Raw genomic sequence first — 13,569 nt, 5'->3', positions numbered from 1 at the left:
GAAAAATGGCCGGGCGGATTGCTCCGCCCGGCCAAATCCGGTCAGTTCGCCAACTCAGGCGCCGCCAGTGGCACCCTGGGTCATGCTGTCCATCACCTTCTCGAGGTTGAAGCTGCCGGCCTTCTGGCTCGGCGGGAACTCCCTCAGCGTCTCGAGGAACTCGCCGATGATGCCTTGCATCGGAACGAGGATGAACGCGCGGTCGAGATACCAGTCCCAATAGGAGTTCGACGTGATGTCCGCGAACTCATAGGGGTCGGTACGCAGGTTGAACAGCTTGGGAATGCGTCCGGTAACGAATGGCTCGCCCCAGATCTGCAGGGTGCCCTGGCAGCGCTGCTCCATGAACACCGCCTTCCAGTTGTCCACCCGCAGCGCGGCCACCTCGCCCTCGTCGGTCCAGTAGATGAAGCCCTGGCGCGGCGACTTCTCGCCCTTGGTGATGTGGCCGACCATGCTGTGACCGTCGAGATGGACCTTGAACTTCTCGCCGTTGAGCGTGGCCCCCTTCTTGAGCTTGCCGGAGATGTCGTCGATCCCCGCCATCTCGGCAAACGTCGGCAGCCAGTCGAGGTGCGAGACAATGTCGTTCGACACGCTGCCCGGCTTGATGTGACCTGGCCACTTGACCATGGCGGGCACGCGATAGGCGCCTTCCCAGCTGGTGTTCTTTTCCGAACGGAACGGCGTGGTGCCGGCATCGGGCCAGCTGTTGCAGTGCGGGCCGTTGTCGGTGGAGTACATGACGAAGGTGTTGTCGGTGACGCCCAGCTCCTCGAGCAGGGCCAGCATCTGGCCGATCGCCTTGTCATGGTCGATCATCACATCGTGATATTCCGACTGCCAGCGTCCGGCCTGGCCGCGGCTTTCCGGCTTCACATGGGTGCGGAAGTGCATATGCGTGGTGTTGAACCAGACGAAGAACGGCTCGCCCGATGCGACCGTCTTGCGGATGAAGGCGCTGGCCTTGTCGACTACCTCGTCGTCGATCGTCTCCATGCGCTTGCGGGTCAGCGGGCCCGTATCCTCGATCTTCTGGCCGCCCTTGCCGTCGGCATGGCAGTGCAGCACGCCGCGCGGACCGAACTTCTTGCGGAAGTTGGGGAAGTCCTCCGGCTTGGGATAGTCGACGTTCTCAGGCTCTTCCTCGGCGTTCAAGTGATAGAGATTGCCGAAGAACTCGTCGAAGCCGTGCATCGTGGGCAGATGCTCGTCGCGGTCGCCCAGGTGATTCTTGCCAAACTGGCCTGTGGCATAGCCGGCCGATTTGAGCACGGTGGCGATGGTCGGGTTGACCTTGAGCATACCCTCCTTGGCGCCCGGCATACCCACCTTGGTGAGGCCGGTGCGCACACCGTTCTGGCCCATGATGAAGCTGGCGCGGCCTGCGGTGCAGCTCTGCTCGGCGTAATAGTCGGTGAACAGCATGCCCTGCTCGGCGATGCTGTCGATGTTGGGCGTGCGATAGCCCATCATGCCCTTGGTGAAGATCGAGAGGTTCGACTGCCCGATGTCATCGCCCCACAAGATCAGGATATTTGGTTTGCTGTTTGGCATGTTGGTCTCGCCTCCTGCGTTTAGGAGGCGCAAGGCTAATGTCAGATTTCGGTTCACCTAGCCCATATTTGGGCAATTGCGTGGCTGGCGAGCGCCGCAATCCGATATTGCCCCGACGGCGCAGCACCAAGCCTGCGGTCGAGTTCAAGCTGCGCCATCTCTCCGCAGCCCGGAGCGCACCTCCGCGCTGTGTTGCCCCAGATTCGGCGCCAATCGCCCCGGCTCGGGCGCGAAGTCGGAAAAGCGGACGGGTGGGCGCATGTCGAGAACGCCGCCCTCGGTCGGATGTTCCCGGCGACGGAAGAAGCCGACTGCCTGCAGGTGCGGGTCCTCCGTCACATCCTCCAGGTCGCGGACGGGCTGCGCCGGGATATCGGACGCCTTGCAGCGGACTACCAGTTCCTCAGTTGTAAAGTTCGGCGTCAGTCGGCCGATCTGGCGATACATGTCCGCCATGTTCTCCGCCCGGAGCTTGCGCGTCTCGAAGCGCGGATCATCGAGGAACTCCGGCGCTTCCAGCAGCTTGAAGACACGGGCCCAGCTGTCGTCGGTGTAGGGGACGATGCTGATATAGCCATTCTTCGTCGGGAAGGGCTGACGGTCGGGATCGAGCTGGCGGGAATAACCGGCCGGGGCATTCGGCGGATCGAATGTCTTGCCGGCCAGATGCTCCACCATCATGAAGTGGGTGAAGGTTTCCAGCATCGGCACCTCAACCTTCTGGCCGCGCCCGGTCTTCAGCTTGTGGACGATGGCCGCCAGCACGGCATAGGCGGCATGCAGCCCGGCGACCTTGTCGGCGATCAGCGACGGCAGGTAGCGGGCGCGCGGATCGCCATCGACCCGGCTGAGCAACGAGGCCGTGCCGCTGGCCGCCTGAATCACATCGTCATAGGCCTGCAAGTCGGCATAGGGGCCATCCTGCCCAAAGCCGACACAATGGACATAGATGATTTCGGGATTGATCGCCTTCACGCTCTCGAAATCCAGCCCCAGCCGCTCCACCGCCTTGCCGCGCACGTTCAGGATGAAGACGTCGGCGTCCTTCAACAGCTCGTGAATCACCTGCAGGTCGTCCGGTTTCTTCAGGTCGAGCGCAATCGAACGCTTGCCGCGATTGAGCGACATGTAGCCCGGGCTCATGCCCGGCGTGCGCGCAGCTTTTGCCGACCAGCGATAGAAATCACCTGCTTCCGGCGATTCCACCTTGATGACGTCGGCGCCCAGGTCGGCGAGAGTCTGCGTGGCATATGGTCCGAATACCACGCTCGTCAGGTCGACGATGCGGACGCCCTCCAGCATGGGCCGCGCTTCCTGTTCACTGCTCGTCATTTCGCAACTGCTCCAAGCTTGACTGGCGGTTTGGCCGGCGTCAGCGCCGGCCCTGCAATCGTTCAGGCCGCCATCCGATGCAGCGCACACAGCTTGTTGCCTGCCGGATCGCGTAGATAGGCGAGATAGAGGTCGCCCATGCCGCCCTGGCGCACGCCCGGCGGATCTTCGCAGGTGGTTCCACCATTGGCGACACCGGCCGCATGCCAGGCGTCCGCCACTTCCGGCGAGGAAGCCGCAAAGCCGACGGTGGAGCCATTGCCCCTTGAGGCCGGCTTGCCGTCGATCGGAACGGAAATCGAAAAGATGCCGGTGGGGGTGATCCAGAACACCCGGCCCTTGTCGTCCTGAACGCCGGCTGGAGCGCCCAATGTGCCCAAAATCGCGTCGTAGAATTTCTTGGAGGCTGCCAGATCGTCGGCGCCCACCATGATATGACTGAACATGTCGCTCCTCCCGCAAAGGTAGCGGCCGCGTTCCTGCAGCTCGCCCGGCGCATCGATGCCGCTGCCGGCCAACGCCGGCAACTGTTCGTTCGGCCAAGGTGCGCAGAAAATTGCAGCCCGCAACGCCACGGTTGCGGCGTTCTGAAATGCCGGTTGACACCGGTTACCAAATCTTCGAAAACCGCCGCGAAGAAGGGCTGGCATCAAGCCGATCGCCCCGGGGAGATAGCGTGAGCAACCGAAATTTCTGCCGCAGCATCGCGTTCGCCCGCCTGTCGTCCCTGGCGGGAGAGCTTGCCTGATGTCTGCCCACCGTTCCGCTGCAACCGCCGCGCAACTTGATGCCATTGCCGAGCGTTTCGTCGGCGCGCGTCGCGGACGCACGGCGATCGTCGCCTATCCCGGCCTGCCACCCGTCACCGAGGCTGATGCCTATGCCATCCAGCGCCACGCCATTTCATTGTGGCCGGATCGCGTCGCCGGCTGGAAGGTTGGGCTGATCCCGCCACCGTTCAGCCAGCAGCTGGGCCGCACCCGGCTGTTCGGGCCGGTGTTTTCGAAGTCCGTGCAGACCGCCGGCGAAGACATTATCGAATTTGTAGGTATTGCCGGAGGATTCACGGCGTTCGAGGCGGAATATGTTCTGGCGCTGGGAACCAATGTCCAGCCCGCCACTGGCTGGACGGCCGAGCGCGCAGCGACCGTTGTCGGGGCCGTTCATGTCGGCGTGGAGATCGCCGGCAGCCCCTTCGCCGGCATCAACGAGCATGGTCCGCTGGTGACCATCTCCGATTTCGGGAACAACGCCGGACTGTTGCTGGGCGCGGAAATCTCCGGCGGGATAGCCGCCCTTGCCCATGAGGCCTGCACCGTCCGCATCGATGGTGCCGAGGTCGGGCGCGGCACGCCGGCCAGCGTTCCCGGCACACCGCTTGAATCGCTTGCCGAATTGCTGAACCACATGGGCAGGTCGGGGCAGACGCTGGTGGCCGGCACTCTCGTTTCGACCGGCGCCGCCACCGGTGTCCATCAGGTTTTCAACGGGCAGTCGGCGGTTGCCGATTTCGGCCCGCAGGGCAAGATTTCCGTCCGCATCGTGGAGGCCTGACGATGTTCGATCGCCGCATGCTTCTGTTTGGCGGGATGGCGGCTGGTGTTGCCACCATGCTGAGGGGGGCGGACGGTACGATTCGGCTGGATGCAGTCGATGTGCACCCGCCCGGCTATCCCACGGTCGAGGCCGTCAAGTGGATGGGCGAGGAGCTGCAGCGGGAGACAGGCGGCCGCATTCACATTCGGCAGTTTCCGTCGGGCCAGCTTGGCGCCGAGGACGACTCGCTTGGCTTTGCCCGCTACAAGGCGGTTGCCTTTTGCCGGGTGGCGGTTGCAGCGTTGAACAATGCGTTTCCCGAGACCCGCCTCCTCTCGCTTCCCTATTCCTTCCGATCCGTCGATCACATGCGTCGCGCGATCGATGGCAAGGTCGGCGATGATCTGCTGAATGTATTTGATCGTCGAGGGTTGGTGGGGCTCGCCTATTATGACGCCGCGCCGCGCAGCATCTACAACATCCGCCGCCCGATCAACGTGCCGGCCGACCTGCACGGGCTGAAAATCCGCGCGCCACAATCCGACATCTTTCTTGAGACGCTGATGGCCATGGGCGCGAACCCCACCCCTCTAAGCTATGGCGGGGTGTTTTCGGCGCTGGAAACGCATCTGATCGACGGCGCCGAAAACAATATGCCCAGCTTCGAATCCAGCCGCCATTTCGAGACCGCGCGCTTCTGGTCCGAGACGGACCACAGCCTTAGCCCCGACGCACTGCTTATGTCGAAAGCGATTCACGACCGGCTCGCCCCGCGCGACCAGGAGCTGATCCGCGATATTGCCCGGCGGTCGGTGCAGGTGATGCGCGAGAGCTGGGACAAGCGCGTCGCCGACGCGCGGGCGGAAGTGCTGAAGGCCGGCGTGCAGGTGAACCAGCCGGATGTTGCGGCCTTCATCGCCGCGACACAGCCTGTTCGCGACCGGTATCTGCAGGATCCGCGTCTGGCCGCGCTCTATCGCCGTATCGAGGAGGTTGCCTGATGCTGCGTCCCGCTTTCAGTCGCCTGCTCGATCCCGTCGAGCGCGCCAGCCTGCTTGGAGCTGCCGGCACGCTGATAGCGATGGCGCTGGTGCAATTCTGGCAGGTGTTCGCGCGCTATGTGCTCAATGCCTCGCCCGGTTGGACCGAGCCTGTCGCGCTGGTGTTGATGAGCCTTGCCGTTATGCTGGGCTCTGCCGTTGCGGTCCGCCAGGAAATGCATTTCCGCTTCGCCATGGTGGCAGAGGGCGGCACGCCGGCGCGCCAGCGATTGCTGGCGCAGTTTGCCCGGCTGGTGGCGGCCGGTTCCGGGCTGTTGATGGCTCTGTTGGGCGGGCGGCTGATGCTGGATGACTGGCATGTGCAGATGGCCGGCGCGCCGCTGCCGCTGGGGATGCGCTTCCTGGGGCTGACGGTCGGCGGTGTGCTGATCCTGCTGTTTGCTGCCGAGCGTCTTTTGGGCGGTGCGCCGCTGCCGGTTTCCGAAGAAGAGGTCGACTGATGGCACTTGCCCTGCTCTTCGGCGTGTTCGCCCTGTTGCTGTTGATGGGCGTGCCGGTCGGCTTTTCGTTGCTGGCGGCCTGCGTCGCCACCGCCCTCTCGCTGGGCCTGCCGCTCATCAATGTGTTCCTGAAAATGGGTTCGGACGTCAGCTCCATCGCGCTGCTGGCGATTCCGCTGTTCATCTTCACCGGCGAACTGATGCTGCGCGGCGGTCTCTCTGACCGGATGATCGCGCTTGCCTCGTCGCTTGTCGGGCATGTGCGCGGCGGGCTGGGGCAGGTGACGGTCGTCGGCTCCACGTTGTTCGGCGGCGTCTCCGGTTCGGCCATCGCCGACGTCTCGGCCATCGGCGGGACGATGATCCCGCAGATGCAGAAGCGCGGCTATGGATCGGATTTCGCCGTCAATGTCACCATTTCGGTGGCGCTGGTGGCCCTGCTGGTTCCGCCCTCGCATAATATGATCCTCTATTCCGCGGCCGCCGGCGGGCGGATTTCCATCACCGATCTGTTTGCGGCAGGCCTGATCCCGGCGTTGCTGCTGGCGCTGGTGCTGATGGTAACGACCTATCTGGTGGCCCGCCGTCGCGGCTACGCGAAGGAGGCCTTCCCCGGCCTTCGCACCGTTGCCCGCACTGCCGTGGCGGCCATTCCGGGGCTTATGCTCGTCATCCTCATCTTCGTCGGCATTCGGGCCGGCATCTTCACGGCAGTGGAAAGCGCCTCCATCGCCGTCGTCTATGCCAGCCTCATCACCGGGCTCGTCTATCGCCAGCTTTCCGGCAAGGCGTTTCTGCAGGCGGCAACGGGGGCGGCCCGAACCGCCGCGCGCGTGCTGTTCGTGATCGGCGCCGCAGGTGCGTTCGGCTGGCTGATGGCCTTCCTGGAGGTGCCCGCCGCGATGGTGGAAATGTTGCAGGGGCTTACCGACCAGCCGGTCGTGGTGCTGCTGCTCATCATCCTGGTGCTGCTGCTGCTGGGCACCTTCATGGACATGGCGCCGCTCATCATCATCGGCACACCGATCTTCCTGCCGGTGGTAAAGGCCTATGGCGTGGATCCCGTCCATTTCGGGGTGATCCTGCTGCTGGCCTGCGGCATCGGCCTGATCACGCCGCCGGTCGGATCGGTGCTGTTCGTCGGCACCGGCATTGCCCGGGTGCCGGTGGAAACAGCGATGAAGAGCATCTGGCCCTTCTATGCTGCCTGCATGTTCGTGCTGATGCTCGTGACCTTCATTCCGGCCCTGTCGCTTGCGCTACCGTCTCTCCTCTAGCTTCGCCCTTGCGCTGATGCTTGTGGGCGCCGCCTGGGCAGCGCCGGTCACGCTGGGCGCTGCGGGCGGCCTGCAGGCGACACTGGTGGGGGATGGGCCTGCCGATTCGCGCCTCGCAGCCGCCGGAAGCAACCCTCCGGGCCATTTCCTGCATCCCCTGCAGACCGCTTCAGGGAAGATCCTGACCGAGCTCTATCCGGCCGACCATATCCACCACCGGGGGCTTTTCTGGGGCTGGCGGCAGGTGCTGCTGAACGGCAAGCCGATTGCCAACAACTGGCTGATGCAGGGCATGCGCATCCACCAGACCTCCGCGGTGACCTCGGCGGACGGCGGCGTTACCTCTACGGCGATGTGGCGGGTGGACGGCAAGGACATATTGGAAGAGCGGCTGACTGCACGGATCGAAAGCAACCGACTGGATATGCAGGTGGAGCTGCGCCCGAAGGTTCCCGGCCTTTCGCTGGGCGGAAGCTCCGACGCCAAGGAATATGGCGGCGTCTCGTTGCGGCTGGTGCAGTCAGACCGGCTGAACTTCGAAAGCGGCGGCAAGCAGGTTCTGGCGACCGTTGGCCCCGTCGATGCGGGCCGCAGCATGCGGATGACATGGGACGCAGGCGTCGATGCCCCGGCCACGTCTGTCACCCTTTCCTGCACAGTCGACGGCAAGCCCATCACCCGCTGGATCCTTCGGCGTGAGACTTCGATGCAGAATTGCGTCTGGCCGGGACGCTCCCCCATGCTGCTCTCCATGCGCGAGCCGGTGAAGCTGGGCGCGACGCTGCTCGTCGAACCGTAACGCGCGGATTGGCGCGAGTCCGCAGGAACCGCTATGCCCCCGCAGATGAGGAAAACCCAGCAGCCCACGATCAATGATGTGGCGCGCGAATCGGGCGTCTCGAAGAAGACGGTCAGCCGCGTCATCAACCAGTCGCCGCTCCTGAACGAGGAGACGCGGCAGAAGGTGCAGAATGTGATCGCGGAGCTTGGCTATGTGCCGAACCCGCAGGCCCGCGCGCTGGCGCTGCGCCGAAATTTCCTGATCGGGTTGGTGCATGACAACCCGAACGCGCAGACCGTGCTTTCGGTGCAGAGCGGCATCCTGGAGGCGCTGCGCGGCACCGATTTCGAGCTGGTGGTGCGGCCGGTGAACCGGGGATCGCCGACCATGCTGGAGGATATCCGCGCCTTTCTGGAACGGCAGCGGCTGTTCGGCGTTGTGCTGTTGCCGCCCATTTCCGAGAATGATGCGTTGGCGAAGCTGTGCGACAGCATCGGCTGTCGCTATGTGCGGATGGGTTCGGCCGCGCTCGACGACGATCAGCACATGGTCGCCTCCAACGACCGCGAGGCGGTTCGCGAGGCGGTGAGCTATCTGATCGAGATGGGACACCGGCGGATCGGGCTGGTGGCCGGGCCGCACGGCTTCCGTTCGGCGCATGAAAGGCGCCTGGGCTTCGAAGATGCGCTACGGGAAGCCGATATCACCGTGCCGCGCAGCTATTTCACCGATGGCACCTATCGCTTCAATTCGGGCCAGCAGGCGGGCGAGCGGCTGCTGGATCTGCTGCCCCGCCCGACGGCGATCTTCTGTTCGAACGATGAAATGGCCGCCGGCGTGCTGCACATCGCGCGGCAGCGCGGGCTGGACGTGCCGGGCGATCTCTCCATTGTCGGCTTCGACGATACCACCATCGCCTCGCATATCTGGCCGCCGTTGACGACGGTGCGCTGGCCGATCGCCTCGATGGCGCATTCGGCGGCACTTAAGCTGGTCAGCGCTGACGAGGGAACGAGCGCCCGGGAGCCTTCGATGTTCCTTTCGACGCTTATCCGCCGCGCCTCTGCAAGCCCGCCGAAAAACGGAGCTGCTTAAGACTTGAGTATGTAACTGACACCGGTTACCTGATGTGCAATCAAATCATCCACCGGGAGGTTTCCATGTTCGAGAAAGTCTATCACGCCACCCATCCCGACATGATGGAGATGGTCGACAACGACGAACTGCGCGACCGCTATCTGGTCGGCGGCATGTTCGTCGATGGCGAGATCAACCTGAACTACGCGCACAACGAGCGGTTCGTGATCGGCGGCGCCGTGCCCAACGGCGGCACGCTGAAACTGCCCGACCAGACCGAGCCGAAGTCGGCAGCGGGTCACCCCTTCCTGGAGCGGCGCGAACTGGCAGCCGTGAACATCGGCGGCAGCGGCGCCATCACGGTCGACGGCCAGCGCTTCGAGATGCAGAACAAGGAGTGCCTTTATATCCCGATGGGATCGAAGGATGTGACCTTCGAGGGCGCGACGGCACGCTTCTATCTGGCCTCGCTTCCGGCGCACAAGGTCTGCCCGCTGAAGCATATCACGCTGGCGCAGGCGAACCCGCTGGCGCGCGGCGACCTCGCCAATTCGAACCAGCGCACCATCTATCAGCTGGTGATTCCCGGCGTCTGCGACAGCGCGCAGCTTCTGCTGGGGCTGACCGTCCTGGAGGAAGGCAGCGTCTGGAACACGATGCCGCCGCACCTCCACGACCGCCGCAGCGAGATCTACCTCTATTTCGACCTGCCGGAACCGAATGACCGGGTGTTCCACTATATGGGCGAGCCGGACAACATGCGGCATATCCTGATCGCCAACGAGGAAGCGGTGATTTCACCGCCCTGGTCGATCCACATGGGCTCTGGCACCAAGAAATATGCCTTCATCTGGGCGATGGGCGGGGAAAATCTCGACTATACCGACATGAGCGTGCTCGACATCTGCCAGCTGAAGTAGGAGCCTGAAACCATGGCGATTTCCTTCAGCCTGGAAGGCAAGGCCGCGCTTGTGACCGGCGCCAACACCGGCATCGGGCAGGCCATTGCCGTGGCGCTGGCCGAAGCCGGCGCGGATGTCGCGCTGGCGGGCCGTTCGGAGCCGACGGAGACGCTGGCGCTGGTCTCGGCAACCGGACGCAAGGCCGTGAACATCAAGGCCGATCTGTCCAGCACCGAGCCGGTGCAGCGCGTCGTCGACGAAGCGCTGGCCGGGTTGGGCCGGATAGACGTTCTGGTGAACAACGCCGGCATCATCCGCCGCGACGATCTGCTGAACTTCAGCGAGGCCGACTGGGACGCGGTGATGGACACCAACCTGAAGACCCTGTTCTTCCTGAGCCAGGCAGCGGCCCGGCACATGGCAGAGCGCGGATCGGGCAAGATCGTCAACATCGCCTCGCTGCTCACCTTTCAGGGCGGCATCCGCGTACCCAGCTATGCGGCGGCCAAATCGGGCGTTGGCGGCGTGACCAAGGCGATGGCGAACGAGCTGGCGCCGAAGGGCGTGCAGGTGAACGCGATTGCGCCGGGCTATATCAGCACCAACAACACCGCCGCCCTGCAAGGCGACGAGACGCGGAACCGGCAGATACTGGAGCGTATCCCGACCGGCCGCTGGGGTGATCCGAAGGACATCGCCGGCGCCGCGGTGTTCCTCGCTTCGCCGGCTTCGGACTATGTGACCGGCCACGTGCTGGCCGTTGACGGCGGCTGGCTCGCGCGATGACCGCGCGGAACGCTGGAGCTTCGCGGTGAGAACTGTCTTCCTCGGCGAGCTGCTGGTTCGGCTGTCGGCGCAGGGCAGGCAGCTGCTGGCGACCACCCCTGCCCTCGATGTGCATGTGGGCGGGGCCGAGGCAAATGTCGCTGTCGGCATGGCGATGCTCGGCTGCGAGACGTCCATGGTTTCCGCCGTTCCCGACAATGATTTCGGGCGCCGGGCGATCGCGCATCTGGCTGCAGCCGGTGTCGACGCCACCGGTGTGCTGACCACGCCCGGGCGGATGGGCCTCTATATCCTGACGCCCGGAGCCGGGGTTCGCGCCTCCGATATCGTCTATGATCGCGCCGCCAGCAGTTTTGCGCTCCTGGGGCCGGGGACGTTCGATTGGGATGTTCTGCTGGCAGGCGCTGGCCGTCTGCATCTGTCGGGCATCACCCCGGCGCTGGGCCCGAACAGCGCCGCTCTGGCGCTGGAGGCGGCCACTGCCGCCGAGCGGCGGGACGTGCCGATCAGCTTTGACGGCAACTACCGCGCCCGGCTGTGGGAAGCGTGGGACAGCAATCCGCGCGCCATCCTGAGCGAGCTGGTGGGCAAGGCGGACATATTGTTCGGCAACCATCAGGACATCGGCCTGCTGTTGGGCAAGCCCATTGCCGGCGATGGCGAAGCGCGGCGGCGGGCTGCGGCAGACGCGGCCTTTGCTGCGTTCCCCAAGCTGAAGCTGATGGCCTCCACGGCACGGCGGGTGATCGATGCCGATGCCAACGCCATCGCTGCCCGGCTGGATAGCCGAGACGGCGTGGTGCAGACCGAAGACGTGCTGATCGCCGGTATCGTCGACCGGATCGGCGGCGGAGATGCCTTTGCCGCAGGGGTTATGGCGGCGCTCGGCAAGGGCTTGCCCGTTGCCGAGGCGGCGGAATGGGGGCTGGCGCTGACGGCGCTGAAACACAGCCTGCCCGGCGACGCGAGCCTGTTCCGCGAGGCCGATATCACCGCCTTTCGGGCCGGCGCCCGCGATGTCCGTCGCTGAGATCAGCCGCCGCGCGGCGCTGGGCCTGCTGGCGGCCGCACCTGCCATATTGCATGCAAGGACGGGGGCAGTGGCAGCCCCTGCGGGACGTTTCACCGGTGTTTCCGAGGCTGGCGTGCACGCCTTCAAGGGCATTCGCTATGGCCTGAAGCCGGAGCGATTCCAGCCGCCGACAGCAGCCCCCACGTCGGGTGAAACGGTGAGGGCCGAGAGCTTTGCGCCATCCGCTCCGCAGGCGGGCAAGCTGACGCCCACGTCCGAAGACTGCCTGTTCCTGAACCTGTGGACGCCGTCCGCCGATGCAGCCAGGCGGCCAGTGCTCGTCTATTTTCACGGCGGCGCCTATTCGGGTGGCACCGTTGCCGAAGCGCAGGTGGAAGGCGCGCAGCTGGCATCGCGTGGCGATGTGGTTGTGGTGACAGTGAATCACCGCCTGAACGCACTCGGCTATCTGTATCTGGCGCGGCTGGATCCGCGCTTCCCCACCAGCGGCAACAATGGCCAGCTGGACCTGATTCTGGCGCTGCAGTGGGTACAGTCGAACATCTCGGCCTTTGGCGGTGATCCAGCGAACGTCACCGTTTTCGGGCAGTCGGGTGGCGGCGCCAAGATCGCCACGCTGCTCTCCATGCCAAGGGCACGCGGCCTGTTCCACAAGGGGCTGACGATGAGCGGCCAGCAGGTGACGGCTTCGGGGCCGTTGAATGCGACCCGCCGGGCGCAGGCCTTTCTGGATCGGCTGAACGCCACACCCGCCGAAGCCGCGAGGCTTCCCGTCGAGTTGTTGACGGAGGCGCTAGCCGCTACCGATCCTGTCCTTGGTGGTGGCGTCTATTTCGGCCCGGTGCTGGATATGGAGGCGCTGCCCCGCCATCCCTTCTATCCGGATGCCGACGCGGCCGGGCTCGGCATTCCGCTCATGCTGGGCAATACCGTCGCTGAAACGCGCGCCTTCTTCCCGCCGTCGCATCCAAAGCTGCAGGGGCTGAACTGGGACAATCTCGCCCAGCGGATGGGGCCTGAGCTGCGAATCGACATCAAGCCGGAATGGGTGGTGCAGCAATTCCGCGCGCATGACCCGTCGCTGACGCCCGAGCAGCTGTTCATCCGCGCCACCACAACAGGGCGTAGCTGGCGCGGGCAGCTGATCGAGGCGGAGGAGCGCGCCGCTGCTTCCGCACCCGCGTTCGTCTATCAACTCGACTATCGCAATGCCGCACACATGGACGACATCCCGCTGATGTTCGGCACGTTCGGCGATCCTGCCGACCGCTCGATGAGCGAGCGGATGATGGATGCGCTGCTGCGCTTTGCCCGTACCGGCAATCCGGGTTGGCCAGCCTATACCCTTCCCGGGCGCGAGACGATGATCTTCGACGCGGAAAGCCGGGTCGAACAAAACCCGCGCGCCTTCGAGCGCGAGCTGTTCGCCCGGGTCCCTTATATTCAACCGGGAAGCTAGGACGTGAACCGGCGCGTATCGGAAACTGCGTCGTCGGCCGCAAGCTGCTGCATCTGCAGGACGGCAATCGCCGTGCGGCCGCCCGGCAGGTTGATCGGATGCGTCAATACAAGTTCAGAGGCCGATGCCGTGGGCTTCGACCGCCCCGCGGGCCGCGCGAACTGACGCTGTCGGCGGCGAGGCCTGGTGCGCAGCGATTGCCTTTCGCCACGCAAAACGATGGTCACGCCCGTCAGGATCAGCATCGCGATGCCCAACGCAGCCAATTGTTCCAACATCTCAAGACTGCCTTCCTATCGGCCGACATATCTGACCGGGGGCAAACCCC

Annotated in this window: 14 protein-coding genes; 10 read left to right on the top strand and 4 right to left on the bottom strand. The window is 64.8% G+C overall.

Features of this window, described 5'->3' with window-relative positions; genetic code table 11:
- Positions 1-54: 54 nt before the first annotated feature.
- The 3 genes from IM784_RS11785 to IM784_RS11775 form a co-directional block, all read right to left on the bottom strand.
- On the bottom strand, positions 55-1,557 hold the full coding sequence (locus IM784_RS11785; protein ID WP_199555539.1) for an arylsulfatase: 1,503 nt from the start codon (positions 1,555-1,557) through the stop codon (positions 55-57).
- A 144-nt stretch (positions 1,558-1,701) separates the two neighbouring features.
- Entirely contained in the window at positions 1,702-2,889 is a 1,188-nt protein-coding gene (locus IM784_RS11780) for a CaiB/BaiF CoA transferase family protein (protein ID WP_199555538.1), read from the bottom strand.
- A 62-nt stretch (positions 2,890-2,951) separates the two neighbouring features.
- Positions 2,952-3,335 (bottom strand): VOC family protein, encoded by a 384-nt coding sequence (locus IM784_RS11775; RefSeq protein WP_199555695.1) that lies wholly within the window; start codon positions 3,333-3,335, stop codon positions 2,952-2,954.
- A gap of 301 nt (positions 3,336-3,636) precedes the next feature.
- Here IM784_RS11775 and IM784_RS11770 point away from each other — a divergent pair, with 301 nt between their 5' ends.
- The 10 genes from IM784_RS11770 to IM784_RS11725 all read left to right on the top strand — a co-directional run bounded on the left by IM784_RS11770 (position 3,637) and on the right by IM784_RS11725 (position 13,241).
- Complete coding sequence (locus tag IM784_RS11770) at positions 3,637-4,443, top strand: 2-keto-4-pentenoate hydratase (protein WP_199555537.1); 807 nt, start codon at positions 3,637-3,639, stop codon at positions 4,441-4,443.
- Between the two features lie 2 nt (positions 4,444-4,445).
- Positions 4,446-5,426: a TRAP transporter substrate-binding protein gene (locus tag IM784_RS11765; RefSeq protein WP_199555536.1), complete on the top strand. Its 981-nt coding sequence runs from the start codon at positions 4,446-4,448 to the stop codon at positions 5,424-5,426.
- Complete coding sequence (locus IM784_RS11760) at positions 5,426-5,926, top strand: TRAP transporter small permease (protein WP_199555535.1); 501 nt, start codon at positions 5,426-5,428, stop codon at positions 5,924-5,926. The genes IM784_RS11765 and IM784_RS11760 overlap by 1 nt, the downstream gene beginning before the upstream one ends.
- Complete coding sequence (locus IM784_RS11755) at positions 5,926-7,203, top strand: TRAP transporter large permease (protein WP_199555534.1); 1,278 nt, start codon at positions 5,926-5,928, stop codon at positions 7,201-7,203. The genes IM784_RS11760 and IM784_RS11755 overlap by 1 nt, the downstream gene beginning before the upstream one ends.
- Before the next feature lie 16 nt (positions 7,204-7,219).
- Positions 7,220-8,002 carry a DUF6807 family protein gene (locus IM784_RS11750; RefSeq protein ID WP_199555533.1) on the top strand — a complete coding sequence of 261 codons (783 nt, stop codon included), beginning with the start codon at positions 7,220-7,222 and terminating at the stop codon, positions 8,000-8,002.
- Between the two features lie 45 nt (positions 8,003-8,047).
- A complete protein-coding gene (locus IM784_RS11745) occupies positions 8,048-9,079 on the top strand; it encodes a LacI family DNA-binding transcriptional regulator (RefSeq protein ID WP_199555532.1) in 1,032 nt (343 codons plus the stop codon).
- A 65-nt stretch (positions 9,080-9,144) separates the two neighbouring features.
- The gene (gene kduI / locus IM784_RS11740; protein ID WP_199555531.1) at positions 9,145-9,981 is read left to right on the top strand and encodes a 5-dehydro-4-deoxy-D-glucuronate isomerase; all 837 of its coding nucleotides are present in this window, start codon (positions 9,145-9,147) and stop codon (positions 9,979-9,981) included.
- Between the two features lie 12 nt (positions 9,982-9,993).
- Entirely contained in the window at positions 9,994-10,749 is a 756-nt protein-coding gene (kduD, locus tag IM784_RS11735; protein WP_199555530.1) for a 2-dehydro-3-deoxy-D-gluconate 5-dehydrogenase KduD, read from the top strand.
- Between the two features lie 25 nt (positions 10,750-10,774).
- On the top strand, positions 10,775-11,779 hold the full coding sequence (locus tag IM784_RS11730; RefSeq protein WP_199555529.1) for a sugar kinase: 1,005 nt from the start codon (positions 10,775-10,777) through the stop codon (positions 11,777-11,779).
- The gene (locus IM784_RS11725; RefSeq protein ID WP_199555528.1) at positions 11,766-13,241 is read left to right on the top strand and encodes a carboxylesterase/lipase family protein; all 1,476 of its coding nucleotides are present in this window, start codon (positions 11,766-11,768) and stop codon (positions 13,239-13,241) included. The genes IM784_RS11730 and IM784_RS11725 overlap by 14 nt, the downstream gene beginning before the upstream one ends.
- Here IM784_RS11725 and IM784_RS11720 read toward each other — a convergent pair.
- A complete protein-coding gene (locus tag IM784_RS11720) occupies positions 13,238-13,486 on the bottom strand; it encodes a hypothetical protein (RefSeq protein WP_199555527.1) in 249 nt (82 codons plus the stop codon). The two genes, IM784_RS11725 and IM784_RS11720, sit on opposite strands and share 4 nt — an antisense overlap.
- Positions 13,487-13,569: the final 83 nt, after the last annotated feature.

The organism is Sandaracinobacteroides hominis (genome assembly GCF_016464365.1).
Lineage (GTDB): Bacteria > Pseudomonadota > Alphaproteobacteria > Sphingomonadales > Sphingomonadaceae > Sandaracinobacteroides > Sandaracinobacteroides hominis.
This window is presented reverse-complemented; position numbering and strand designations above follow the sequence as displayed.